20 protein-coding genes and 1 tRNA gene are annotated in these 24,033 nt (G+C 59.6%); 10 read left to right on the plus strand and 11 right to left on the minus strand.

Features of this window, described 5'->3' with window-relative positions; translation table 11 throughout:
* Window positions 1–214: 214 nt before the first annotated feature.
* Together ubiE and ubiB are read left to right on the plus strand one after the other, a co-directional pair.
* Window positions 215–964 carry a bifunctional demethylmenaquinone methyltransferase/2-methoxy-6-polyprenyl-1,4-benzoquinol methylase UbiE gene (gene ubiE, locus ACO07T_RS04245; protein ID WP_209057858.1) on the plus strand — a complete coding sequence of 250 codons (750 nt, stop codon included), beginning with the start codon at window positions 215–217 and terminating at the stop codon, window positions 962–964.
* Window positions 961–2,496: a 2-polyprenylphenol 6-hydroxylase gene (gene ubiB / locus ACO07T_RS04250; protein ID WP_422048393.1), complete on the plus strand. Its 1,536-nt coding sequence runs from the start codon at window positions 961–963 to the stop codon at window positions 2,494–2,496. Before ubiE ends, ubiB begins: the two co-directional genes overlap by 4 nt.
* Window positions 2,497–2,599: 103 nt before the next feature.
* On the opposite strand, the gene dapA is transcribed toward ubiB, so the two are convergent.
* Window positions 2,600–3,472 carry a 4-hydroxy-tetrahydrodipicolinate synthase gene (gene dapA, locus ACO07T_RS04255; protein ID WP_422048394.1) on the minus strand — a complete coding sequence of 291 codons (873 nt, stop codon included), beginning with the start codon at window positions 3,470–3,472 and terminating at the stop codon, window positions 2,600–2,602.
* A 164-nt stretch (window positions 3,473–3,636) separates the two neighbouring features.
* Between dapA and ACO07T_RS04260 the strand changes: the two genes are divergently transcribed.
* Window positions 3,637–5,589, plus strand: a complete 1,953-nt coding sequence (locus ACO07T_RS04260; RefSeq protein WP_422048395.1) for a transglycosylase SLT domain-containing protein — start codon at window positions 3,637–3,639, stop codon at window positions 5,587–5,589.
* Here the strand turns inward: ACO07T_RS04260 and ACO07T_RS04265 are convergent.
* Window positions 5,586–6,452: a DMT family transporter gene (locus ACO07T_RS04265; protein ID WP_422048396.1), complete on the minus strand. Its 867-nt coding sequence runs from the start codon at window positions 6,450–6,452 to the stop codon at window positions 5,586–5,588. The genes ACO07T_RS04260 and ACO07T_RS04265 overlap by 4 nt on opposite strands.
* Window positions 6,449–7,126 (minus strand): tRNA (5-methylaminomethyl-2-thiouridine)(34)-methyltransferase MnmD, encoded by a 678-nt coding sequence (mnmD, locus tag ACO07T_RS04270; protein WP_422048603.1) that lies wholly within the window; start codon window positions 7,124–7,126, stop codon window positions 6,449–6,451. The genes ACO07T_RS04265 and mnmD overlap by 4 nt, the downstream gene beginning before the upstream one ends.
* Before the next feature lie 87 nt (window positions 7,127–7,213).
* On the opposite strand from mnmD, the gene ACO07T_RS04275 reads away from it, so the two are divergent.
* Window positions 7,214–8,248 (plus strand): NAD(P)/FAD-dependent oxidoreductase, encoded by a 1,035-nt coding sequence (locus ACO07T_RS04275; RefSeq protein ID WP_422048397.1) that lies wholly within the window; start codon window positions 7,214–7,216, stop codon window positions 8,246–8,248.
* 154 nt (window positions 8,249–8,402) lie between these two features.
* On the opposite strand, the gene ACO07T_RS04280 is transcribed toward ACO07T_RS04275, so the two are convergent.
* The 3 genes from ACO07T_RS04280 to ACO07T_RS04290 form a co-directional block, all read right to left on the minus strand.
* Window positions 8,403–8,948 carry an NADPH-dependent FMN reductase gene (locus ACO07T_RS04280; protein ID WP_422048398.1) on the minus strand — a complete coding sequence of 182 codons (546 nt, stop codon included), beginning with the start codon at window positions 8,946–8,948 and terminating at the stop codon, window positions 8,403–8,405.
* A gap of 115 nt (window positions 8,949–9,063) precedes the next feature.
* Complete coding sequence (locus ACO07T_RS04285) at window positions 9,064–9,711, minus strand: OmpA family protein (protein ID WP_209084954.1); 648 nt, start codon at window positions 9,709–9,711, stop codon at window positions 9,064–9,066.
* A gap of 153 nt (window positions 9,712–9,864) precedes the next feature.
* A complete protein-coding gene (locus ACO07T_RS04290) occupies window positions 9,865–10,710 on the minus strand; it encodes a methylated-DNA--[protein]-cysteine S-methyltransferase (RefSeq protein WP_209076053.1) in 846 nt (281 codons plus the stop codon).
* A 116-nt stretch (window positions 10,711–10,826) separates the two neighbouring features.
* On the opposite strand from ACO07T_RS04290, the gene ACO07T_RS04295 reads away from it, so the two are divergent.
* The 4 genes from ACO07T_RS04295 (at window position 10,827) to ACO07T_RS04310 (ending at window position 15,001) form a co-directional block, all read left to right on the plus strand.
* Entirely contained in the window at window positions 10,827–11,384 is a 558-nt protein-coding gene (locus ACO07T_RS04295; protein ID WP_422048400.1) for a TetR/AcrR family transcriptional regulator, read from the plus strand.
* The gene (locus ACO07T_RS04300; protein ID WP_209084958.1) at window positions 11,384–12,226 is read left to right on the plus strand and encodes a sterol desaturase family protein; all 843 of its coding nucleotides are present in this window, start codon (window positions 11,384–11,386) and stop codon (window positions 12,224–12,226) included. Before ACO07T_RS04295 ends, ACO07T_RS04300 begins: the two co-directional genes overlap by 1 nt.
* Window positions 12,227–12,361: 135 nt before the next feature.
* On the plus strand, window positions 12,362–13,141 hold the full coding sequence (locus ACO07T_RS04305) for an ion transporter (protein WP_209057893.1): 780 nt from the start codon (window positions 12,362–12,364) through the stop codon (window positions 13,139–13,141).
* Window positions 13,142–13,534: 393 nt separating this feature from the next.
* Window positions 13,535–15,001 carry a methyl-accepting chemotaxis protein gene (locus ACO07T_RS04310; protein ID WP_422048401.1) on the plus strand — a complete coding sequence of 489 codons (1,467 nt, stop codon included), beginning with the start codon at window positions 13,535–13,537 and terminating at the stop codon, window positions 14,999–15,001.
* A 93-nt stretch (window positions 15,002–15,094) separates the two neighbouring features.
* Here ACO07T_RS04310 and ACO07T_RS04315 read toward each other — a convergent pair whose 3' ends face one another.
* Window positions 15,095–16,075 carry a complex I NDUFA9 subunit family protein gene (locus tag ACO07T_RS04315; protein WP_422048402.1) on the minus strand — a complete coding sequence of 327 codons (981 nt, stop codon included), beginning with the start codon at window positions 16,073–16,075 and terminating at the stop codon, window positions 15,095–15,097.
* 236 nt (window positions 16,076–16,311) lie between these two features.
* On the opposite strand from ACO07T_RS04315, the gene ACO07T_RS04320 reads away from it, so the two are divergent.
* A tRNA-Leu gene (locus tag ACO07T_RS04320) sits at window positions 16,312–16,398 on the plus strand.
* 615 nt (window positions 16,399–17,013) lie between these two features.
* On the opposite strand, the gene ACO07T_RS04325 is transcribed toward ACO07T_RS04320, so the two are convergent.
* The 4 genes from ACO07T_RS04325 to ACO07T_RS04340 all read right to left on the minus strand — a co-directional run bounded on the left by ACO07T_RS04325 (window position 17,014) and on the right by ACO07T_RS04340 (window position 23,204).
* Complete coding sequence (locus ACO07T_RS04325; protein WP_422048403.1) at window positions 17,014–17,358, minus strand: hypothetical protein; 345 nt, start codon at window positions 17,356–17,358, stop codon at window positions 17,014–17,016.
* 623 nt (window positions 17,359–17,981) lie between these two features.
* Entirely contained in the window at window positions 17,982–21,089 is a 3,108-nt protein-coding gene (locus tag ACO07T_RS04330; protein WP_422048404.1) for an efflux RND transporter permease subunit, read from the minus strand.
* A gap of 5 nt (window positions 21,090–21,094) precedes the next feature.
* On the minus strand, window positions 21,095–22,210 hold the full coding sequence (locus ACO07T_RS04335; protein WP_422048405.1) for an efflux RND transporter periplasmic adaptor subunit: 1,116 nt from the start codon (window positions 22,208–22,210) through the stop codon (window positions 21,095–21,097).
* Window positions 22,211–22,499: 289 nt separating this feature from the next.
* Window positions 22,500–23,204 (minus strand): hypothetical protein, encoded by a 705-nt coding sequence (locus tag ACO07T_RS04340; RefSeq protein ID WP_422048406.1) that lies wholly within the window; start codon window positions 23,202–23,204, stop codon window positions 22,500–22,502.
* 215 nt (window positions 23,205–23,419) lie between these two features.
* Here ACO07T_RS04340 and ACO07T_RS04345 point away from each other — a divergent pair, with 215 nt between their 5' ends.
* The gene (locus ACO07T_RS04345) at window positions 23,420–24,031 is read left to right on the plus strand and encodes a ribonuclease D (RefSeq protein ID WP_422048407.1); all 612 of its coding nucleotides are present in this window, start codon (window positions 23,420–23,422) and stop codon (window positions 24,029–24,031) included.
* The last annotated feature ends 2 nt before the right edge of the window (window positions 24,032–24,033 follow it).

Below are 24,033 nucleotides of genomic sequence, written 5' to 3' on the forward strand. Positions count from 1 at the left end.
TCCTTTGGCTGCTCAGGACAATGCGCAAATTGGGCAGTTGGAAGCAAGTCACCTTCTTGGCCCGCATGGCGGGCCGCGCCCGACCTCCCCCATGGGAGGGCGCTTTGCTTCCTTCCGAGGTCGGGCACGGCCCTTTCCCCCTCTCACCAATTCGACGCATTGTACCCCTCCCGCACGCCCTATATGAAGAAGGCAACCAAGAGGATTGCGCGTGATGGCGAACAACGACAACACCACCCATTTCGGCTTTGAAACGGTGCCGGAAAGCGAGAAAGCTGGCCGTGTGCAGGGCGTTTTTGGCTCGGTGGCTTCCAAATACGATGTGATGAACGACGTGATGTCGATGGGCATCCACCGCATCTGGAAAGACGCGATGATGGATTGGCTGGCGCCGCGTCCCGGGCAGAAACTGCTCGATGTGGCGGGCGGTACCGGCGACATTTCCTTCAAATTCCTCAAGCGTGCGGGCCACGGCCATGCCACAGTGTGTGACCTCACCGAGCCAATGCTGGTGGAAGGGCGCAAACGCGCCGAGGCCGACCATATGGCCGAGAGCCTTGACTGGGTGGTGGGCGACGCCATGGCGCTGCCGTTCCCGGACAACAGCTTTGATGTTTACACCATCAGCTTTGGCATCCGGAACGTGACCCGCCCGCAGGAGGCGCTGAACGAGGCGTTTCGTGTGCTCAAGCCCGGTGGCCGCCTGATGGTGCTGGAGTTTTCACAGATCCCCAATGAGCTGATGCAGAAGGCCTATGACCTCTATTCCTTCAATATCATCCCGCGCATGGGGCAGGTGATCGCGAATGACCGCGACAGCTATCAGTATCTGGTGGAGAGCATCCGCAAGTTCCCTGATCAGGACACCTTCCTGGATATGGTCAAGACCGCCGGATTTGAGAACGCCAAATACCGCAACCTGACCATGGGCATCGCGGCGCTGCATTCGGGCTGGAAACTGTGAGAGGCCCCCATAACATCATCCGCCTGATCCGCACCGGCGCCACGCTGGAGCGTACCGGCGCCATGGGTGTGGTGCTGGATGCTTTTGAAGCCCCGCGCCATGTGCGTCTTGTGCTGCGCGGGCTCGCTTGGCCGTTTCAGTGGCTGGGCATCAAGGGCGATCCAGAGGCCCCGCCGCTGCCACGCGCGCTGACGGCGCTTGGCCCGGCCTACATCAAATTTGGTCAGGTGCTCTCCACCCGTCCCGATGTGGTGGGCGGTGACCTTGCCCAACAGCTGCGCGTGCTGCAGGACAAGCTGCCGCCCTTCTCTGTGGCAGAGGCCAAGGCCGCTGTGCAACAGGAGCTGGGGGTGAATGCCGATGAGGTCTTCTCCGAGTTTTCAGAGCCTGTGGCGGCAGCCTCCATTGCGCAGGTTCACCGCGCACGGCTGGCAGAAACCGGTGAGGAAGTGGCGGTAAAGGTCCTGCGTCCGGGCATCGAGCGGGCCTTCCGCAAGGATGTGGATGCCTTCTATTTTGCTGCCAATATGATTGCCTCGCTGTCCCCTGCCTCGCGCCGTTTGCGCCCGATGGAGGTGATCGAGCATTTTGACGGGGTGGTGACCGGTGAGCTGGACCTGCGGCTTGAATCCGCCTCGGCCAGCGAGTTTGCCGCGAACACCCATGACGACGAGATGTTTCAGGTGCCCACCGTCAACTGGGGCTATTCGGCCAAACGTGTGATGACGCTTGGCTGGGCCGAAGGGGTGCCGATTGGCGACAACGCCGCGCTGGATGCGGCCGGCCATGACCGTGCCAAGCTGGGGGCGCGGGTGCTGGAGCTGTTCCTCAATCATGCGCTGCGCGACGGCTATTTCCATGCGGACATGCATCAGGGCAACATGAAGGTCGCCGCCAATGGCGACATCATCGCCTATGACTTTGGCATCATGGGGCACATCGACGAATACACCCGCCGGGTTTATGCGGAGATCCTGTTCGGCTTTATCCAGCGGGACTACAAACGTGTGGCCGAAGTGCATTTTGAGGCCGGATATGTGCCTGCGGATCGCGATGTGGATGAGTTTGCCCGCGCGCTGCGTGCGGTGGGAGAGCCGATTTTTGGCATGGATGCGAACCGCATCTCCATGGGGCGCCTGCTCAACTACCTGTTTGAGGTGACCGAACGCTTTGGCATGGAAACCCGCACAGAGCTGATCCTGCTGCAACGCACCATGGTGGTGGTTGAGGGGGTCGCGCGCTCGCTGGATCCGCATCTCAACATCTGGGACGTCGCCAAACCTGTGGTCAGCGCCTACATCCAGAAAAGCATCGGCCCGCGCGCCTTGCTGAAGGATCTCGCCAAAACCGCACGGGTGATGACCCGCTTTGGTCCGCGGCTGCCTGCGATGGTGGAGGCGGCGCTGATTGCGCAGTCCGAGCAGAAAGACACCACACCGCCCAAGGTCTGGCCATGGGCTCTGTCCGGTGCCGCCGTGGGAGCGCTGGCCACCTCTGCGCTTGTTGTTCTGGGCTATGGGGTCTGGCACTGAGCTGAGACGCGCCTCGCTCTCAAGCACCCTCCCCGCCAACACAAAAGAAGCGCCCATTGGGCGCTTCTCTTTTTTGGGCCGAAGCCCGAATTTTCAAACTCTCTTAGAGCAGGCCAGCATGCGCCATGGCGGCGTCGATCTGTGCCTTGGTGGCGTCGGTCAGGCCGGTCAGCGGCAGGCGCACCTCTTCGTTGCACAGGCCCAGACGGGACAGCGCGTATTTTGCGCCCACAAGGCCCGGTTCCACAAAGATTGCCTCATGCAGCGGCATCAGCTTGTCCTGATATTCCAGCGCTTTGGCGTAATCGCCTGCGAGGGTGGCCGCCTGGAACTCGGCGCAGAGCTTGGGGGCCACGTTCGCTGTCACAGAAATGCAGCCCACGCCGCCATGGGCGTTAAAGCCAAGCGCGGTGGCATCTTCGCCAGAAAGCTGGACAAAGTCAGGGCCGCAAGTGGCGCGTTGCTGGCTCACGCGGGCCAGATCGCCGGTGGCGTCTTTCACGCCCACAATGCGCGGCAGCTTGGCCAGCTCGCCCATGGTGTCCGGCGTCATATCGACCACCGAACGGCCCGGGATGTTGTAGATGATGATCGGCAGCGCACAGCAATCATGGATCGCGGTGAAATGCGCAATCAGGCCACGCTGGGTTGGCTTGTTGTAGTAAGGCGTCACCACAAGAATGGCGTCCGCACCAACTTTTTCCGCGTGTTGTGCCAGATGGATGGCTTCCAGCGTATTGTTGGAGCCTGCGCCCGCAATCACAGGCACACGACCCGCAGCGGCGCGCACCACTTCTTCCACCACGGCCTCATGTTCGGCGTGGCTCAGGGTGGGGCTTTCACCGGTGGTGCCAACCGGGACAAAGCCGTTGGTGCCTTCACCGATGTGCCACTCCACCAGTTTCTTGAGCGTTTCCAAATCCAGCTCGCCGTTCGTGAACGGCGTGACGAGTGCGGGGTAAGACCCTTTGAACATGGCACGCTCCTTTGTTTTGCGCAGCTGGGCGGAATTGCCCGTGGTGTGAAATCGCGCGGACCCTAGCGGTAAGTTGCCCGCTTGCCAAGATTGTGAGTTGAGGCTGGGGAAGGCGCGTCGTATCGTGCGGGTTCTATCCTGTTTGGCATGGGAAAATGCAAGCCATGTTGCGTCTTTTTCTGACAGTTGTTGTGGCCTTGCTTATGGCCCTGCCCGCCACCGCCCAGCATCGCGAGGAGCTGCGCGCGGCCATGAGCGCTGTGCGCGCCAAGGATTGGGCCGCCGCCGCGCGGGCCGTGCGCAACACCGATCAGGTGGCGCGTGACATCGTGGAATGGCACCGCCTGCGCGCTGGCGAAGGCAGCCCTGATCAGGTGCTCGCCTTTCTGGACCGGCGCGGCAACTGGCCCGGCCTGCCCTATCTGCGCAAGCAATCAGAGGCGGGTTTTGCGGATGTGAGCCACCGGATGGGCATGTCGTTCTTTGTGCACGGGCCTGCGCAGACCGCAGAAGGCGCGCTGGCGCAGGCGCGGGTGCTGGAGCAGGCCGGTGAGGCCGGCACCGCAGAGGCCGGGATTGTGCTGGCCTGGCGCACCATGGCGATGAATGCCCAGACCAAAGCAGATTTTCTCAACCGCTACGGCAAGTTGCTCGCCCCGCATCACACCGCACGGCTGGATGCGATGCTGTGGAAAAACTGGGAAAGCAACGCCGAGGCGATGTATCCCCATGTGTCGGAGGACTGGGTTGCGCTGGCCAAGGCGCGGCTGGGTCTGCGCGCAATGGTCAACGGGGTCGACGGGCTGATTTCCGCGGTGCCTGCCAGCCTGCAGGATGATCCGGGGCTGGCCCATGAGCGGTTTGTCTGGCGCCACCGCAAGGACCGCAACGACAGTGCGATTGAGCTGATCCTGGCGCGCAGCAAGGCGGGCACATTGGGCGAGCCGGAAGAATGGGCCCCGCGCCGCCGCTCTCTCATGCGCAACCAGATGCGTGCGGGCAACTACCGCACCGCCTATGCGCTTGCCGCTAATCACCGGATGACACCTGAGGCAGGCTATGCCTATGCCGATTGTGAGTGGCTGGCAGGCTATGTTGCGCTGCGCTATCTGAACCGGCCGGAACAGGCCGCCGCGCATTTCCTGCGTTTTGCCCAAAGTGTGGAAACGCCGATTTCCCTTGGCCGCGCAGGTTATTGGATGGGCCGCGCCTATGAGGCCATGGGCGACACAGCCACCGCGCAACAAGCCTATGTCGCCGGGGGTGCGCATCAGACAAGCTTCTACGGATTGCTCGCCGCTGAAAAGGCCGGGATCGCCTATGACCCATCCCTGAAGGGCAATGAGCGCTTTCCGGACTGGCGCAAGGCGGCGTGGACAACCTCCAGCGTGCATAAGGCTGCGCGGATGTTCCTGGACGCGGGCGAACTAAGCCTTGCCGAGCGGTTTTGGGTGCATCTGAGCGAAACGCAGGACCGCACGGCTTTGGGGCAGATGGGCCAGATGGCGCTGGATCTGAACCAGCCACATGTGGCGGTGATGCTGGGCAAACAGATGGTGCGTATGGGTGTCACCCTGCCCGGGCCGTATTATCCGCTGCATCCGCTCACCGATCAGAGACTGCCGGTGGCGGATGAGCTGTCGCTCGCGATTGCGCGGCGCGAAAGCGAGTTTGATCCTGTGGTGGTGAGCCACGCCGGAGCACGCGGGCTGATGCAGTTGATGCCCGGCACCGCGCGCGACGTTTCAAGAGATGTGGGCGAGGTCTATGTTCTGGGCAATCTCACTGCGGATCCGGCCTATAACGCGCGCCTTGGCAGCGCCTTTCTGGCCAGCCTGTCTGAGGATTTTAACGGCAATATCATCATGATTGCCGCCGCCTACAACGCGGGTCCAAGCCGTCCGACACGCTGGATGGCCACCAATGGCGATCCGCGTGGCGGTTCAACCGAGGCGATGATCGACTGGATCGAGCTAATCCCGTTCAACGAGACGCGAAACTATGTGATGCGGGTGGCGGAAAGCCTGCCGGTGTACCGCGCACGGCTTGGCAAAGACCCGCATCCGGTGCCTTTTGGCCGCGAGATCGTGGGCGGCACCATTCAGCGCTTGAACTAAGCCGCCTGCCGTTCGCGCCACCACGTGAACAGCCCTGCTGCCAGCACAATCGCTGCGCCGATGGCCACATTGAACCGCAGCGTCTCGCCAAACACGGCCATGCCGAGCGCGGCGGCAAAGGGCAGTTGCAGATAGGCAAAGGGCTGCACCGCGCTGGCCTCAGCCACCTCATAGGTCCGGATCAGCAGCCAATGGCCTGCCACCCCACTCACACAGAGTGTGCCCATCCAGATCCAATCCGGCGCGGCAATCGGCTCCCAATAAAACACGCCAATGGCGGTCATCACGACACAGCCGACCACGCCGGTGTAAAAGAAACTAGTCTGTGCGCTGTCTTTGCGCGCCACATAGCGGGTCATCAGCCCATAGACGGCAAACATCAGCGCCCCCAGAAGCGGCACGGCGGCCACCGGACTAAACACGCCGGAGCCGGGTTTCAGGATGATCATCACCCCCACAGCCCCGAGCCCGATGGCCAGCCAGCGCCGCCAGCCGACGCGCTCCCCCAGCACCGGGCCGGAGAGCGCCGCAATCATCAGCGGGTAGCAGATGAAAATCGCATGGGTTTCTGTCAGCCCCAAAAGCGTGAAGGCCAGCACGGTGACGCAGATTTCTAGCGCCAGCAGCGCGCCGCGGCCGATCTGCAACCATGGAAACGCCGTTTGCGCCACCTTGCGCAGACCGCCGCTTTGGCGGGCCGACAGGGCAATCACAAACAGCGCAAAGAACCAGTAGCGGATCATCACCACGAGGTAGGTGTTATACTCGCCTGCCAGATGCCTTGAGATGCCATCTTGCAGCGCAAAAACCAGCGTGGTGAGCGACATCAACAGGATGCCAAGACGGTTGTTGGCGGCGCTCATGCGGCGGGTTTCACACATTGGGTCATGTGACGCTTGCGGCCAAAGCCTGGAATGCGCGTGACCTCAAAACCTGCCGCCGCAAGATTGCGGCGCACAAAACCTGCGGCTGTGTAGGTTGCCGCCGTGCCGCCCGCTTTGGTGTGTGTGCCCACCTGCGCCAGCAAAGCCTCATCCCAGAGCTCGGGGTTTTTGGCCGGGGAAAATCCATCCAGAAACCAGGCATCCGCTTCAAAATCCATGGCAGCGAGGGTTTCGCGTGCATCGCCAACCACCACCTGCGCCTCAATGCCTTCAAGCGTGGCCAGCGTTGTGTCTTCGCGATAGGCCGCAACCAAACGGTCGGCATAGTCGCCAAGCTCCGGGAAAGCCGCCAGCGCGCGCGCCATTTCATCGGCACTCATCGGGAAAGCCTCAAAAGAGGTGAAACGCAGCGGGCCTTGCGCCCCCGCCTGATCCCAGGCCATCCATGTGGTCAAAAGGTTCAGCCCAGTGCCAAAGCCCAGCTCCGCAATGTGAAACCCCGGGGCAAAGCGCGCGGGCAGATCATTGCCTGCCAGAAACACATGACGCGTCTCGGCCAGCCCGTTGTCGAGGCTGAAGTAAGGGTCATCAAAACGTGTGGACACAGGAATGGCATCCTGCCGCCATTCAAGATCCGCCTGCTGGTCGCTCATCATGCTTTGCCTTATGGAGGTGTGCGCGGCATTTGACCACAAACGCGCGCTTTGGCAATGGGCATCAACGCAGACAAGGATGGGACCATGGTGGATGTAACGGTGATGGGCGCGGGGGCCTTTGGGCTGTCGGTGGCTTGGGCCTGCGCGAAACGCGGTGCCAAGGTGCGGGTGATTGACCCCAATGGCGTGGGTGCAGGTGCAAGCGGCGGTCTGGTGGGCGCATTGGCGCCGCACACGCCGGAGAACTGGAACGTCAAAAAGGCCTTTCAATTTGAGAGCCTGATCATGGCAGAGAGCTGGTGGGCCGAGGTGGAGGCCGCAGGTGGCGTGAGTGCAGGCTATGGCCGCACCGGGCGCATACAGCCAATCCGCGACGCGCACGTGCTGACACTCGCCAAGGCCCGCGCAGAAAGCGCCAAGGAGCTTTGGCAGGGCAAAGCCATCTGGGAGATTGTGCCGCAGGACAGCCTTGGCGATTGGGCCCCTGTCAGCCCCACCGGCTGGCTGATCCACGACACGCTGACAGGCCGCATGTTCCCGCGCCGCGCCTGTGCTGCGCTGGCTGCCGCGCTGACTGCGAAAGGCGCGGAGATCACCAAAGAGGGCACGCCTGAGGGCAAAGTGGTCTGGGCCACGGGTTATGAAGGCTTGCTGGCGCTGTCAGACGAGATGGGCAAAGCGGTCGGCAATGGTGTCAAAGGTCAGGCGGCGCTGTTGCGGCTGAACCAATCACAAGCGCCGCAGCTCTTTGCGGATGCGGTGCATATCGTGCCCCATGCGGATGGCACCGTGGCAATTGGCTCCACCAGCGAACGTGACTTTGAGGATGCAACCAGCACCGATGCGCAGCTTGATGACGTGTTGGCGCGCGCCTATGCGGCGGTGCCTGCGCTCAAAGAGGCAGAGGTGATCGAACGCTGGGCCGGTGTGCGCCCGCGCGCCAAAAGCCGCGCGCCGATGCTGGGGGAACACCCCACCCGCACTGGAGAATTTATCGCCAATGGGGGCTTTAAAATCGGCTTTGGCATGGGACCAAAAGCCGGAGAAGTGATGGCGGATCTGGTGCTTGAGGGCAAAGACGCCGTCCCCGACGCCTTCCGCCCTGAAGCTTCGCTCTAGCCTCGCGTCCTTGCAATCCGATCACATGGGCGGCGAAGCCGACCAGCCCCCGACCCTCCCCACGGGAGGGGGCTTCACCCCCACCCAGGGCCGGGAGCTGGCCTATGAGACCGTTTTCACGCGTTGCACGGTTGTGGCACGATGCTGCCTCGCCTTACTGACCACGCCCGACGTCGTCTTTGAGCGCCTCCATCAAGGCGGTCAGGGACGCGGTGTAATGCTCGCTGGTCAACCGACCATCCGCATCAAACTCGTTGCTGCTGTTGGCCAGACCAAATTCAGAGCCAAGCGCAATGCGGGGGCGGAAAGCCACCAGACAGCTGCGCAGCATGGTCTGGGCGCGCACGCCACCTGCACGGCCAGCGGCTGCGCTCATCAGGGCTGTGGGTTTGCCCACCATTGGTTTCTCAGAATGGCGGCTGATCCAATCCAAGGCGTTTTTCAGAACGCCGGTGACACCCGCGTTATACTCCGGTGTGGAGATCAGCAGCGCATCGGCCTCTGCAATCTGTGCCACAAGGGTGTTCACCCCTTCGGGCAGGCCGCTCTCGCTTTCCAGATCCCCGTCATAAAGCGGCAGATTGAGATCCGCTTCGACATAATCAGCCGCACCGTAAAGACGCGCCGCTTCACGCAGCAACAGTCGATTGGTGGAGCCGCTGCGCAACGCGCCGGACAGACCAAGCAATTTATGAGGCATCTGAGATCTCCTTGTTCACACAAGGATAAGGTAAGCCAAAAGGCGCCGCACACAAGCGACGCCTTTCAACAAACTATGTGCGCAAATGCAGAGATCCGCGCTGGAAAGGGTCAGATCACACGCTGGATGGCAGGATCACGATCTCCACGCGGCGGTTCTGGCGGCGGCCCGCTTCGTCCAGGTTGGAGGCAATCGGCTGGTCCTCGCCGCGACCGATGGTCTGGATGCGGGAGACCGACACGCCGTTTTCCAGAAGCACATCGGCAACCGCATTGGCGCGGCGCTCCGACAGGGTCTGGTTGTGGCTTGCGCTGCCGGTGTTGTCGGTGTGGCCCAGGATCTGAACGGTGGAATTCGGGTAGGCCTCAAGGCTGCTGGCCACTTTGGCCAGATCGTCTTTCAGGAAGCTGCTGACCTCAAAGCTGTCCACCGCAAAGAGGATGTCCTGCGGCATGGTCAGAATCAGGCGGTCGCCGGTGTTTTCGATGCGCACATCGTCATCCAGCTGCGCGCGCAGCTCGGCTTCCTGTTTGTCCAACTCGCTGCCAACCACGGCGCCGACACCTGCGCCAAGAGCTGCGCCGATTGCGATGTTGCTGTCGGTTGCCGCTGCAAGGCCTGCGCCCAGAACGCCGCCAATGATCGCACCGCTCTTGGTTTGACGGTGGGGATCGGTGCCGCCGCCGGTCACGTAGTTCGGATCGGTACAGGCGGCCAAAGCCACCAAAGACAGCGCGCAGCAGGACAGGGTGAATTTTTTCATGTCAAAGCCTCAATAACTTACTTGATCGCCGGTTCTGCCGGCTGTTGAGGCTCAATATATGCGATCGACGCGGCGCGCCCAAGCGCTTTGCCGCCCGAAGTCGGCGAATAGACGCCGAAATCCCCGCTTTGTGATGGGTCTTGAACGCGCCGCTCAGGCCTCGGCGCGCGCGCTTTCATAGGCCAGCAACGCCCGTTTCACCGGCAGGCCCCAGTGATAGCCGCCCAAACCGCCGGATTTGCGCATGGCGCGGTGGCAGGGGATGAGCCAGCTCACCGGGTTGCGCCCCACCGCGGTGCCCACGGCGCGCACCGCATTGGGCTTGCCAATCACCCGCGCAATTTCGGAATAGGTCGTGACCTCGCCCGACGGAATGCGCATCAGCGCCTCCCAGACTTTGATCTGCAGCGCCGAGCCGATCATATAGACCGGCACTTTATCGAGCTCGGCCCGCTCTGCCTGATAGGCGGCGAGCACCCAGGGGCGCAAAAACATCGGGTCTTCGACAAAATTGGCCTTGGGCCAGCGGGAGAAGAGATCTTCGATGGTTTCCGCCTCGCCTGTCTCCGCCGCAAAGCCGATGCCGCAGATGCCTTTTTCGGTGCCGGTCACCAGCGAGAGGCCAAAGGGGCTGTCAAACCAGCCCCAGTAAATCGTCAGCCCCTCTCCGCGCTTGGCGTAATCGCCGGGGCTCATCGCCTCCCAGCGCAGAAAGAGGTCATGCAGGCGACCTGAGCCGGACAGGCCCACGGCATTGGCCGTGTCCAGCGTGGTGAAATGCTCGTGCAGCAGCACTTTGGCATGGCCGAGGGTGAGATATTGCTGGAAGCGTTTGGGAGAGACCCCGGCCCAGCGTGTGAACAGCCGCTGGAAATGCGCGGGGCTCATGCCCATGGCCTGGGCAAGCTGTTCAAGAGACATGGTTTCGCCGCCCTGATCAATCAGCTCGATCGCGCGGCGCATGACATTGTAGTGATAGCCTTCGGTCATGTCGTTCATAGCGCATCTCCTCATCTTGCGCTCACCCTAGGCCGAGCTCTGCCATAGAGCGACCCGAAAATTGCGCATTTTTGGGCCTCCCTTGACATCCGCCAAAAATGAGACATCTATGTCTCATGACTTATGGCACAGACACCAAAATCATCGAGGCGGGCTTTACCGTCTTTTCCGCAAACCCCACGGCCACATTGCAGGATGTGGCGGATGAGGCCGGGATCGGCCGGGCCACGCTGCATCGCCACTACAAAGGGCGCGAGGAGCTGATGGCCGCGCTGGCCATGGCCGCCATGAAAGAGCTCGACGCCGCGATTGAGGCCAAAACGCAGGATGCCGAAAGCCACACGGAAGCGCTGCGATTGAGCCTTGAGGCAATGATCCCGCTGGCAGACCGGCAGATGTTTCTCGCCAATGAGCCGCTGGACCATGTGCCGGAGGTACTCGCCGCCTACACCCGGCAGCTTGAGGAGCTGGCAGAGGCGGTTGAGGCCGCCAAGGCGGAGGGCGGCTTTGACGCTGCTGTGCCGACAGCCTGGATTGTGCAGGCTTTTGAGACCCTCACCTATGCCGCCTGGGCGGTTGTGCGCGATGGCGACGCCACCGCAGAGGAGGCCGCCGCGCTCACATGGCGCACCCTCACATCCGGCCTGACCGCCGACACAAAAGGAGACAAGTGATGCTACCTGAACGCTTTATGGAGCTCGCCCAACAGGTCGATGAGGTATTTTTCATCATCGGCATCGCCATTCTGGTGATCGAGATCGCAGAAGCCTGGTTCAAAGGGTCGCTGAAAGGCAAAACCTGGCTTGAGATGCTCGCCAGCGCCTCCACACAGGTGCCTTACATTCTGGTGGAAGCCAGCATGATGACGGCGCTTTATGTGGGGCTTTATGTGTTCAGCGACACGGTGGTGAGCTGGCATTTGCCCACAACCTGGCCCTGGATAGTGGCCGCCGTTCTGCTTGCGGACCTCACCTATTATTGGGAGCACCGCATCGCCCATCGCGTGCGCCTGTTGTGGACCCAGCACGCCGTGCACCACTCCAGCCGCGACTATAATATCGTCACGGCGGTGCGCTTTGGCCCGCTGGAAAGCCTGTGGTCCTTCATCGCCCATGTCCCGATGGTACTGGTAGGATTCAGCCCGGATTTGGTGCTGGGGTCCGTGATCCTTGTGCTGGCCTATCAGACATGGCTGCACACGGAGCTAATCGGCAAGTTGGGCCCGCTGGAGTGGGTGCTGAACACGCCGTCCCATCACCGCGTGCACCATGGCTGTGACGACAAATACATCGACAAGAACTATGCTGGTATCCTGATCATCTGGGACCGTATCTTTGGCAGCTTTCAGGTGGAAGAGGAGCGCCCGCGCTATGGGCTGACCACCGACTTTGACAGCCAGAACCCGGTGAAAGTCTGGTTCTCCGAGCTGCCCGCCCTGTGGCGTGACATCACCCGCGCCAAATCGGGACGGGAGCTGTTTGGCCGCCTGTTTGGCCCTCCGGGCTGGAAACCGTAACGCGCGGCTTAGGACCAATGGGCCCTGCGCCCAACTTTACCAATCTCCTCAGGGGCGTGCGGGTTGCGAAACCCCACGCCCCTCCCATATGAAAGCGCGTGACAGTCTTTCACGCGCAACCTTGAGACCAACTTCATGAGCCTTCGTGACAAAATCGGCGCCATCATCGAGCGCCCGACCTTTCGGAACGCCATCCTCGGCGTGATCCTTTTCAATGCCGTCATTCTGGGTCTGGAGACCTCCAAACCGCTGATGGAGGCCATGGGTCCGCTGCTGATCACCCTGGATGGGCTCTGTCTGGCGATTTTTGTCGGAGAGATCGCGGCCAAACTCTATGTGCAGCGCGGCCGGTTTTTCACCGACGGCTGGAATGTCTTTGACTTCGTCATTGTTGCGATTGCGCTGGTCCCGGCGGCGCAGGGGCTGGCGGTCTTGCGGGCGCTGCGGATTTTGCGCCTGCTGCGCGTGGTTTCGGTGGCGCCGTCGCTGCGGCGGGTGATTGAGGGGCTGATCAATGCCCTGCCCGGCATGGGCTCGGTGTTTCTGCTGATGGCGCTGATCTTCTACATCGGTGCGGTCATGGCCACCAAACTCTTTGGCACAGCCTTCCCTGACTGGTTCGGCACACTGGGCAAATCCGGCTACTCGCTGTTCCAGATCATGACGCTGGAAAGCTGGTCCATGGGCATCGTGCGTCCGGTGATGGAGATCTACCCCTATGCGTGGATGTTCTTTGTGCCGTTTATCCTGCTGACCACCTTTGTGGTGCTCAACCTTGTGGTAGGTTTGGTGGTAAATTCCATGCAGGACGCCCATCACGTAGAAGCAGAGGCCGAAACCGGCACTTATCGCGATGAGGTCTTGAGTCGTTTGGCCGAAATCGAAAAAGCGCTGAAAGAAAAATCCGCTGATTAATCAATACCTTTTGCGTCGGGCGGGAGGTGCATAAAGTTTTATGCACTTTCTGACCCCGCAATCCGTTTGGATAGGTTTGGACCTGAGGCCAGAATCGCGTCTGACACAAATATCCATCTTTTGACAGATGGCCGCGCGAAAACCCCAACCACGCGCGCGCCCTGAAACACTTGTTTCCTATGGCGCTGCGTCAGAACGGCGCCATAAATCGGGTTCGACCTGCACCTTTTATTGTCCATAAACGACATCATACTGAAATATATGCATTTTCCATACATATTTCACAAAGCAAGAAAACCACAGAGACTGAACCGTCCAGTTTGGAAATCCTATACAGCTCCTTAGGATTTGGGCCGCTTATGTCATCCTCGCACAGCACGATGAATAGATGACATGACTACAAATATCTCAGCACAGCTCGAACATTTTTCACTCACTGGCGCAGATCTAGAAGCCCTCAAACACGCCGGACGGATTGTCACGCCACTGCTTGATGACGTTCTGGAGGACTTCTACACCTTCGCCATAAACCAAGCGGAAGTGGCCCGGTTCTTCCCCACAGAGGACATCCTCAACCACGCGCGCACCCGCCAGAAAGAGCATTGGGAAATGCTGCTGAGCGGCGAATTTGAACCGGCCTACCTGCAATCCGCAGAAACCATCGGCCAGGTGCATTACCGCATCCAGCTGCCGTTTGACTTCTACCTGTCAGGCTATGCGCGCGCCTCAACCCATATTCAGAGCCTGCTGCTGAAGCGGCTCAGCGGCTCCTGGTTGCGCCGCCGCAGCGAAGATCCGAGCCGCGCCCTTGGCGCGCTGGCCCGCGCCTTTGCACTCGACACCAATCTGGTGATTGAGTCCTACTTCACCGCGCAGCGGGCGGAGCGGGAACAGGCCATGAGCCATTTGAATGCCGCCATGTCGCGTATGGCCAGCAAAGACCTGTCCCAGCCCATTCCAAGCCCGGAAGAAAGCGACTACCCCGCGCGCTTCAACGAGCTGCGTATCGATTTCAACGATCTCATGCTGACGATGGGCGACATCATCAGAACCATCAAGGATGCAACGGTGGACCTCGACCTGACCGCAACCGAGGTCAACGACTCTGCAGACAGCCTTGCGCGGCGCACCGAGGCGCAGGCCGCCACGCTGGAGCAAACCGCGCATTCGGTGGATGAAATCACGGCCAGCGTGCAGGCCTCCACCTCCGCCACCTCAGACACGGACCGCGTGGTCTCCGCCACCCGCTCCAACGCCGCAAGCGGCCACAGTGTGGTGCTGGAAAGCGTGCATTGCATGCGCGAGATTGCCGAAGCCTCTGCCAAGATCTCCGACATCTCGGGCCTGATCGACGAGATTGCCTTTCAGACCAACCTGCTGGCGCTCAACGCAGGCGTCGAAGCGGCGCGCGCAGGGGATGCCGGTCGCGGCTTTGCCGTGGTGGCCTCCGAGGTGCGCAGTCTGGCCCAGCGTGCGGCCGATTCCGCGCAGCAGATCAGTGACCTGATCAAAGACACCAACGACCTTGTAGAGCGCGGTGTGGAGCTGGTGGATCGCGCAGGCTCAGCCCTTGGCACCATTGTCTCCGACGTGGAACAGGCCGCCAGCCTGAGCTCGGAAATCGCCACTTCTGCGCGCGAACAGTCCAGCGGCCTGACCGAGATCGCCAAGGGGCTGTCCCAGCTTGACAGCGTAACACAGGAAAACGCCGCCATGGTGGAGCAGACCGCCGCAGCGATGGGCTCCATGCAGCGCGACACAGAGGCCATGTCGCAGCTGGTGAACGGGTTTATCTTGCAGTCAGCGGCCAGCGAGGAGGCCGAGCGCGCGCAGGATGAAGACTGGGTGGAGGTCGCCTAAACCGCCGCCTGTCTCACACATCATCTGCAATCAACAAAGGCGCCCAAGGGCGCCTTTTTGCTGTGCCGACATATGCCCGCGGTACAGGTGGCCTCAGACCTTCAGATTGCGCGCAGAATCTTTGATGGCGTCATATTGCCCGGAGGGGCGGAACCGCCAGAGGTAGTCAGCCATCACCGCTTCGGGCGCCAAGGGGGTGATGCCCAGAGTCTCAAAGTTTTGCGCCCCGTCAGAAACCACATTGTCGCTGCGCAGCAGGATCAGCTGATCTGCGGTGATCACCGAGTTGTGCCACAGCCCCAGCGTCAGCTTTTGCAGAAGGCCAAACCCAAAGGCCATCAGGCGGCCCACACCGAAAGGCAAGTTGAGCACCAGTTTGCGGCGGTGGATCACCGTGAGCATCTCATCAATCCAGCCGCGCAGGCTTTTCACTTCCGGCCCGCCCAGCTCGTAGATGCCGCTGAGGTCGCCTGTGATGCCCATCACAGCCGCTTGGGCCACATCATCCACATAGACCGGCTGGAACTTGGTGTCGCCGCCCATGATCGGCAGCACCGGCCCCATGCGCGACATGGAGGCAAAGCGGTTGAAGAATTCATCGTCCTGCCCAAAGATCACCGAAGGGCGCAGGATCATCGCGTTGGGCATATGCTGCAACACGCTGTTTTCGCCTGCGGCTTTGGTCCGGGCGTATTGGCTGGCGCTGTCGCTGTCAGCGCCAAGGGCAGAGAGCTGCACCATACGTGCCACGCCTTCCGCCGCCGCGATGCGGGCAATGCGCTCAGCCCCCTCATGCTGAACCGCATCAAAGGTATTCTTGCCGCGATCCGCCAGTATGCCCACACAGTTTACCACCGCATCAGAGCCCAGCAGCGCCGCTTTCACAGAGGCATCATCGCGCACATTGCAGAACACCGGCTCGACCTGGCCCACAGAGCCATAGGGTTTCACAAACATCGCCTCATTGGGGCGACGCACCGCCACACGCACCAGCCAGCCTTCTTTAGCCATCCGCCGCGCAATATGACGCCCCACAAAACCAGAACCGCCGAAAATGGTGACAAGTTTGGACATGGTGGGACCTCCGCTAACCGAGCCTTCCCGAAAGAAATATCGTTCAGGCTGATTCCGAACAAGCTTCAAGGCGGGCTCCGCGACAAGAAAACCCAGTCAATTAGAGCCTTTGCAACAGATCGCTGCGCGACCCGATCCGCATTCCGCAAACGCGCCGGTGAGATTTTTTAAAAAACTTCCAGAATCGCGTTGACACCCCCCCCGCACAGGTCTAAATGCCTGCCTCACCAACCCGTGCCCAGATGGCGGAATTGGTAGACGCGCTAGCTTCAGGTGCTAGTGTCCGTATGGACGTGGAGGTTCGAGTCCTCTTCTGGGCACCAATGGTTCTACAAAAGTCCACTTAATATCAACGTGTTAGAGCTGTATGCGCTACTCCTGAGGTTATAGTTACACTGTGCCTCTAGTTTTAGCTGAATACGCAGCCCTCCAGATCGTGGTTAGCAACTACGCCCGCACAAGAGGCACAGAAGCTTGCTCAGCCGCGTTGATGAACCGCTGCGAGCGCTTACAACCGACAAGCTGCAACGGGTCCATTCGCCGCGCATAGACTGCAAGATCAAATGCGCAAAGCTGGTTTAGACAAGCTATCTCAACGCGTCGCTTGGGCCATTCAATGCCCAATGTGAAGGAAATTATGGGGGCGAGGAAGGGTGGCTTGTGGTCGCGCATAAGGATTTGGTAGCAATCACCAATACCGAATGAAACTAATTTGCCGCATTGTAAGAAAAGCACTTTGGTCTGCTGGCAAATATCAGGATTTATATAACAAATCTTTCTTCCGTTTAGTCATTTCTTTGCCATTACCCTTGACTACCCCAAAGCGAAGACCCTCAGAAGATGCGACGTCCTCCTTTTCAAAAAAGTATTCAGGTTCGACCTGATAGCTATTCAGATGAATAGTTACCACATCAACTAGTCAACTCGACAGAAAGAAGTTAAGCAATGAACCTTAACAACCGACCCAGAAGCCTAAGAAAACAATAAAGCGCAAAGAGCAATGTTATTAATGCAAAACCTACATAAGGCGCTTCACTCCAATGACCAAGTGGGACTTCCCCATAAGCAATCACTGAGAAAAAGCTAATGACGAGACACGCAAAAATCCTTATAAATAGGCCTCGATTAGAAATAGTATAGCCACTCACTTCACTGGACTGCGAATGACCTTCAGTTTCCCGCCTTCTTTCCCTCCTATTTATCAGCGCAATAATTATTGGAGACATTGCAGCCATTAAAGCAGTCAGCGCTGCAAGCAACTTTACCACACCATCAATGTCCATATAAACCTCCAGAAGTAATGTAAGCTTAAAAAATTCTCAATAGTACGCCAGCTCAATGAAATCGTCAAAACGCCTTAAAAGCTTCATATAAAAATAGATAAATAAGCACCCCTCTAAGGAGACGAGGATAATTAATTCCCCCTCAACGTCAATGCCGATACAAATTTATCGACAACACACACCAATGATCGCATATATAGAAATTGATTCAATTCGCGATCAAATAAAATCGCCACTTTTTACTAAAATATGTTTTCCAACGCCCTTTAGTTTGTGCGCTTTGAGCAGCTTAGTTTAAGCCATTTTATCAATTAGTACGCTCGAATTGATCTATGCGGTACGCGATCCTAGGGAGCATACTCCCCGTCTAGGAATAGCTCTAGCGATCAAAATCCCTTCCGCCTACATACGGTTTATTGATTTAATCAATCCCTTGAGCTGCCTCTTGAGGCACCCAAACCGACGACGCCGATTTGGGTTTCCAAGAACTGCTGCCTCTGAATTGGAACGTGGCGTATGTTTGGGTTTGTGCTGGTGTTCGCTCTCATAGTCATGCAGGCAAAATCCCCTCCAGTGACTGAAGGGGACATTTTTTAGAGGCTAAAGCATGCAAATTGCGCGATCTATTTGCGGCCCGCTTTGATGCCGTGCATCAGCGCGTAGAACACCGGCACCATGAACATGGTGATCAATGTGCCGATGGTCAGGCCCGCTGCGATTGTGGTGGCCATGGCGATCCAGAAGATGTCCTGCAACAGCGGCAGCACCCCAAGGATCGTTGTCGCCGCCCCCAGCAGCACCGGGTTGAGACGCGACACAGCGGCCTCAATCAGCGCGTTGAGCGAATCCATGCCTTTCTCAAGATTGGCGTTCACCTCATCCAAGAGCACGATGGAGTTCTTGATCATCAGGCCCACGAGGCTCATCGCCCCCAACAGCGCCATGAAGGAGAACGGCTGGCCAAAGAGCAGCAAGCCTCCGGTGATCCCGATCAAAGCGAAGGGCACCACCGTGAAGATAACCAAGGCCGGGCGGAAGGCGTTAAACAGCGCCACCACGATAAAGACCATGATCACCAAGGCAGGGGCAGAGCCGGGCTTCAGGGAGTCCTGAGAATCCGCCGTGCTGTAGGTTTCCCCACGCCATTCCATCTTATAGCCCGCCGGCAGCTCGATGGCCTCAAACTCGGCCCGCACCTCTTCCACGAGGCTGGGCAGGGTCACCTCATGCGCGCTCGCCTGAACGGCCACCGCACGGCGGCGGTTCCAGCGCACAATGGTGGGGTCTTCGAGCTCGACCGAGACACCATCGGTCACAACCGACATGGGCAGGTTCTTGGTGGAGAACGCCGGGGTCACCTGAATGTTGCCAAAGTCGCGCGCCACGGTCTGACGCTCTTCTTCGGTGCGACGCAGGATGATGGGCAGCATGTCTTCCTTGTCACGATAGAGGCCCACAGGCACCCCGTCGTAGGCCAGAAGCGAGGCATTGGCGATGTCGCTGCGCGAGGTGCCTGTCCAGATGCCGGTCACCTGATTGTATTCCGGCACCAGTTTGGACACGCGGTTGCGCATATCGCTGCGGATGTCCTTGGCGTGCGGGTTGCCCCGCAGGATCGCCATGCCCTGTTCTGCCAGATCCCGCAGGATTTCCGGATCGGCATTGGCAGGCCCGCTGAAGCGCACCTCAAACGGCCAGGTGTTGCCCGGACCGGCGGTATACTTGCGCACCCGCACCATGGCCTCAGGGATGGCCTCACCCACCCATGGGTCGAGATCCGCAATCAGATCATCCACCACATCGAGGCTCGTGGTGTTCACCACCAGCTGCGCGTAGCTCGCATAGGGGAACTCCGGATCCACCGGCAGGTAGAAGCGCGGACCACCGGAGCCAACAAAGGTTGCCACACCGGCCACGCGCTCATCCCCGTCAAGGCGCTGTTCAACGCGCTTGGCCAGTTCTGAGGTATGGGCGATGGTGGTGCCTTCTTCGGCCCAGATGTCCACCATGAACTGCTGGCGTGTCGCGTCTGTGAAGAACAGGCGGTCCACGAAGGAGAAGCCATAGATCGAGGTCGCCAGAAGCGCGACAGACACCAGCGCGGTGAGCGCACGGGCCCGCAGACAGGCGGTCAGCGCAGCGCGGAAGACGCGCAGGATCACAGCCTCTCTCTGCTCCCCATCGGTGTTGGGGGCTTTCACCATATCGATGCACATCAAAGGCGTGATGGTCATGGCAATGACCCAGCTCAGCAGGAGCGACACACCGACCACCACAAAGAGCGATCCGGCATATTCACCGGCGCTGGTGGTGGAGGCATAGATTGGGTAGAAGGCCATCACCGCCACAAAGGTCGCGCCCAAAAGCGCAATCCCCGGCTCTGAAGCCGCTTTGACCGCCGCTTCCACACGGCCCATCCCCGCCTTCAGACGTGCGGCCATGCCGTCGGCTACCACAATAGCGTTGTCCACCATCATACCGAGCGCAATCACCAGCGCACCCAGAGACACGCGCTGAAGGTCGATTTTCAGCACCACCATCACAATGAAGGTCGCCAGAATGGTCAGCAGCAGCGCGCCGCCGATGATCAGACCCATGCGCCAGCCCATGAACACAGCCACAACGATCAGAACGATCAGAACGGCCTCACCAAGGTTGATGATAAAGGAGTCGATCGCCGTGGTGACCAGATCGCTCTGCCAGGCCACACGATGAATCTCTACACCCACAGGCAGGGTCGCGTTGATCTCCGCCAGTTTCTCATCAAGGTTGCGGCCGGTGTCGACGATATTGCCGCCGGAGACGTTGGCGATGGAAAGCGCAATGGCGGGCTGGCCGTCATAACGCATCTCGGTCAGCGCGGGTTCCAGATAGCCTTGGGAAATCTCGGCGATGTCGCGCAGGCGCAGCACCTCGGAGGTGCGCTCTATGGGTAGAGGAATGCCGGTGTCCAGCTCATCCAGCGCATCAAAGATACGGTCTTGCAGACCACTGCGCAGCTGCAGGCTTCCGATGTCTTCCACGGTCTCAAATTCGCCGGTCGGGGACACCCGCATGCGGCGGTTGCTGATTTCCAGCGCGCCTGCGTTCACCACCTGGTTCTGCAGGTTAAGCGTGGCGATGAAATCCTGTGTGGACAGGCCCAGATCCAGCAGACGCTGCTCGGAGGCTTCCAGATAGACCACTTTGGGCTGCAGACCCCAGGTCTCGACCCGGGAAACACCTTCAACAAGGTTCAGCTCTTTGCGAATGTCTTTGACGTATTCTTCCAGCTCCGCATAGGTGAAGCCATCGCCCGTGATGGCAAGCACAAAGCCATACACAAAGCTGAAGTCATCAATGACATTGGGGGTTCCGGCCCCCGGAGGCAGGCCGTTCAGATCGCCGATTTTACTGCGCAGCTTGTCCCAGACCTGTGGCAGACGATCCGCCCAGTATTCCTGTTTGATCTCCACCTTCACAATGGAAAGACCGGCATGGGAATAGGAGGTCAGAAACTTCAGCTCAGGCAGTTCCTGGATGGCGCCCTCAACGGGATCGGTGACTTCCAGCTCCACCTCTGTGGGGCTGGCGCCGGGGTACTGGGTGACCACAAGCGCGGTTTTCACCGTAAATTCAGGATCTTCCAGCTGGCCCAGCCGGAAGTAGGACAGCGCGCCGATCACAAGGATCAGGGCCAGCGCAAAATATGTGACTGTGCGGTTCTTGACCGCTGTTGCAGCAAGCGACATTGGTCTTACCCCTCAACCTCGGTCAGGCGCACCTGCTGACCTGCGGTCAGGGTGTTGGCCCCGGCGGTGACCACGCGGTCGCCCTGTACCAGACCATCCACCAACAGGCCGCGGTCATTAAACGCGCGTACGTCAACCGGTTTGCTGGACACGGTCAACGTGTCCGGATCAATCACCCAGACAAAAGTGTCGTCCGGTGCGGATTTATTGGGGGAGAACACCGCGCCTGCGGGCACCTGAATGCCGGTCTCAGCCCAGTTGTCAGGCAGCTGCACTTTTGCGGTCGCATAGCCTGCCATGCCAGGCTGGATGTGCGCGCCCTCAGGCTGGTCCATGATGATGGTCACAGGATAGGTGCGTGTGGTGGTGGAGGCCTCATGCCCCACATGGGCGATCTGTGCCGGAATTTTTATGCCGGGCAGGCTGGCAAATTCCACCTCAATGCTGTCCACAAAGGGTTCAAGGTTGATGAGGTTCTCCGGCACCGCCACTTCCATCTTGATGCGGGAGGTGTCCAGCAGGCGCACCACCGGCTGGCGGGCGTTCACGTTCTGGAAGTTGTCGACATAGGTCACAGAGACCTGTCCGCTGAACGGCGCATGAAGCGTGGTGTACTCAAGGTTCAGCCGCGCCCCATCCAGAGAGCCTTCAACCGCTTCGATACTGGCTTCGGTGGAGCGCACCACAGCGATCTGATCATCCACATTGGCCTGAGACACGAAGTTGTTTTCCAGCAGAGCCTCACGGCGGGTCAGCTCAACCTTGGCGTTCTCCAGATTGGCGATCAGAGCGGCACGCTGCCCCTCCAGCGCGCGCACCTGCGCGGCGTAGGGTTTGGCGTCCAGAATGGCGAGCACATCATTTGCGGCGACCTCAGACCCCACATCGACAGGGCGCGCAAACAGTTTGCCCGGCACTTCAAAGCCGATGTTCAGTTCCTGAAACGCAATGGCGCGGCCCGGATAGGTCGATTTCAGCACCGACTCAACATCGGCCACAACCATGGACAGGACAGGACGCACAACCGGCTCTGCGGCGGCGGTCTCTTCTTCCTTGCAGGCGGACAGGAAAACCAATGCGGTGCCACACAGCAATGCAGTGGAAAGCTTCAATACATTCATGGAACGCGAACCTCCATATGGGTCAAATTCGGAAAGAACAGCAATGCGCTGCGCCATGCCCCCAAAGAGCACACACAGAGCGCTGCATAATTGTGCAACAAGTTAACCTTAGGGCAGTGACGGCGGCATGACAGACGCGGACATTAGCTTGATACTTTCGGTCTGGGATTGACCGGCTTTAATATATCATTCCGCATAAGTGGTCAGACTTGCGCCAGTCAAGCCTCGCGCACAGCGGTATCGTCCACTTCATGCATTTGTGAACATAGGACATTTTCAGCCAAAACGCTCAGGCGTCGGCGAGAAACAAATCCATCACAAAGGGGATCGCCTTGATCTCCCGCGACCTGTTCCCGGGACGCATCTGGATCGGCTTTGTCAGCCAGTCGACCCATTTCAGACGCCGACACAACTGTTGGGACATGCCCCAAATGCCGTTGGGGGCTGTGCTGCGGTAGGCCGCCATTGCTTCCCTAAGCGCCGGGCGCATCTGCGCCGAATTCGCCGCCACATTGAAAGCAAAGATCACCAGATCACGTGCCTGCCCTTTGGGGGTGTTGTTTTTGACCTGATAGCGCTCAAAGTCCAGAAGCAGCACCTTGCCTTCCACAAGACACATGTCTTTCGGGCTGGGGCGGCCATGGGCAAAGCCCAAGGTGTGAAATGCGCCGAGCGACTGGCTGGCGTTGAGCAGAAGATCCCGCCCCTCACCTCCGCTGCCCACGTCTCCGAGCCGTTGTCGCAGATCTTTGCCGCAATCTGGCAGCACAAGAAAATCGGGCCCATCCGCCACCACCTGTGGCACAGGGGCCTGCACCGCATTCATCTCATGATAGGCTTGGCGTTCCCGCATGAAGGCTTTTTCCGGATTTCCTTTTTGCAGACGAAACCGAAAATCCAGTTTTTCAGGGCGCTTGATCCAGAACACCTGTCCGCCCTGTTCGACACGTTCAATCCTTGGCCCGGCCTCGCGGGCGCGGGATTCAACAAGCATTTTAAGCTCTTCATCAACAGAAAGCGGGGTGCGAAAATCCATGATCCGCTATGTAGGGCGTCAAAAAACCTTCGTAAAGACGTGATCCAAGCGTCGCGCCACTGTCATCAACGCATTTAGCCGCAGTTTAGACTCTGTAAACGTACCCCCCGCAAAACATTGAAACACAGGCGCGAAAGCCGTAAGTGCTTGGCATCCGATTACTCGAGGCACCTATGGCAAATTTCCTCTATCAAAACGACCTGCCCGACGGGCTTGATCTTGGCCCTGTTGTGGCCATCGACTGTGAAACCATGGGGTTGAACCCGCATCGCGACCGGCTGTGCGTGATTCAGATGTCAGGCGGGGATGGCAACGCCCATCTGGTGCAGGTGGCCAAAGGCCAGACCAGCGCGCCAAACCTGCAAAGGATGCTCGAAGATCCAAATGTCCTGAAGCTGTTTCACTTCGGACGTTTTGACATCGCCGCGATGTACCACGCCTTTGGCGCGCTGACGGCGCCGGTCTATTGCACCAAGATCGCCTCCAAGCTGGTGCGCACCTACACCGACCGCCATGGTCTGAAAAACCTTCTGCAGGAGCTGCTGGGTGTGGATATCTCCAAACAGCAGCAGATGAGCGACTGGGGGGCGGAGACCCTGACCGAGGCACAGCTCGAGTATGCCGCCTCTGACGTACTCTACCTGCATGCCCTGCGCGACAAGCTGAACGAGCGCCTGGCGCGGGAAGGGCGCACAGAGATGGCGCAGGCCTGCTTTGACTTCCTGCCCATGCGCGCGCGCCTTGATCTGGCCGGTTGGCCGGAACAAGATATTTTTGCGCACTAAAG

This window comes from Shimia sp., from assembly GCF_965227725.1.
In the GTDB taxonomy this organism is placed as follows: Bacteria; Pseudomonadota; Alphaproteobacteria; order Rhodobacterales; family Rhodobacteraceae; genus Shimia.

Coding starts and splice junctions, on each gene's coding strand:
- ACO07T_RS04300 (WP_209084958.1), top strand. CDS start 11,384: ATGCTACCTGAACGCTTTATGGAGCTCGCCCAACAGGTCGATGAGGTA.
- ACO07T_RS04310 (WP_422048401.1), top strand. CDS start 13,535: ATGACTACAAATATCTCAGCACAGCTCGAACATTTTTCACTCACTGGC.
- ACO07T_RS04295 (WP_422048400.1), top strand. CDS start 10,827: ATGACTTATGGCACAGACACCAAAATCATCGAGGCGGGCTTTACCGTC.
- ACO07T_RS04285 (WP_209084954.1), bottom strand. CDS start 9,711: ATGAAAAAATTCACCCTGTCCTGCTGCGCGCTGTCTTTGGTGGCTTTG.
- ACO07T_RS04325 (WP_422048403.1), bottom strand. CDS start 17,358: ATGGACATTGATGGTGTGGTAAAGTTGCTTGCAGCGCTGACTGCTTTA.
- dapA (WP_422048394.1), bottom strand. CDS start 3,472: ATGTTCAAAGGGTCTTACCCCGCACTCGTCACGCCGTTCACGAACGGC.
- ACO07T_RS04290 (WP_209076053.1), bottom strand. CDS start 10,710: ATGAACGACATGACCGAAGGCTATCACTACAATGTCATGCGCCGCGCG.
- ACO07T_RS04345 (WP_422048407.1), top strand. CDS start 23,420: ATGGCAAATTTCCTCTATCAAAACGACCTGCCCGACGGGCTTGATCTT.
- ACO07T_RS04335 (WP_422048405.1), bottom strand. CDS start 22,210: ATGAATGTATTGAAGCTTTCCACTGCATTGCTGTGTGGCACCGCATTG.
- ACO07T_RS04330 (WP_422048404.1), bottom strand. CDS start 21,089: ATGTCGCTTGCTGCAACAGCGGTCAAGAACCGCACAGTCACATATTTT.
- ACO07T_RS04280 (WP_422048398.1), bottom strand. CDS start 8,948: ATGCCTCATAAATTGCTTGGTCTGTCCGGCGCGTTGCGCAGCGGCTCC.
- ubiE (WP_209057858.1), top strand. CDS start 215: ATGGCGAACAACGACAACACCACCCATTTCGGCTTTGAAACGGTGCCG.
- ACO07T_RS04265 (WP_422048396.1), bottom strand. CDS start 6,452: ATGAGCGCCGCCAACAACCGTCTTGGCATCCTGTTGATGTCGCTCACC.
- ACO07T_RS04275 (WP_422048397.1), top strand. CDS start 7,214: ATGGTGGATGTAACGGTGATGGGCGCGGGGGCCTTTGGGCTGTCGGTG.
- ACO07T_RS04340 (WP_422048406.1), bottom strand. CDS start 23,204: ATGCTTGTTGAATCCCGCGCCCGCGAGGCCGGGCCAAGGATTGAACGT.
- ACO07T_RS04305 (WP_209057893.1), top strand. CDS start 12,362: ATGAGCCTTCGTGACAAAATCGGCGCCATCATCGAGCGCCCGACCTTT.
- mnmD (WP_422048603.1), bottom strand. CDS start 7,126: ATGAGCGACCAGCAGGCGGATCTTGAATGGCGGCAGGATGCCATTCCT.
- ACO07T_RS04260 (WP_422048395.1), top strand. CDS start 3,637: ATGTTGCGTCTTTTTCTGACAGTTGTTGTGGCCTTGCTTATGGCCCTG.
- ACO07T_RS04315 (WP_422048402.1), bottom strand. CDS start 16,075: ATGTCCAAACTTGTCACCATTTTCGGCGGTTCTGGTTTTGTGGGGCGT.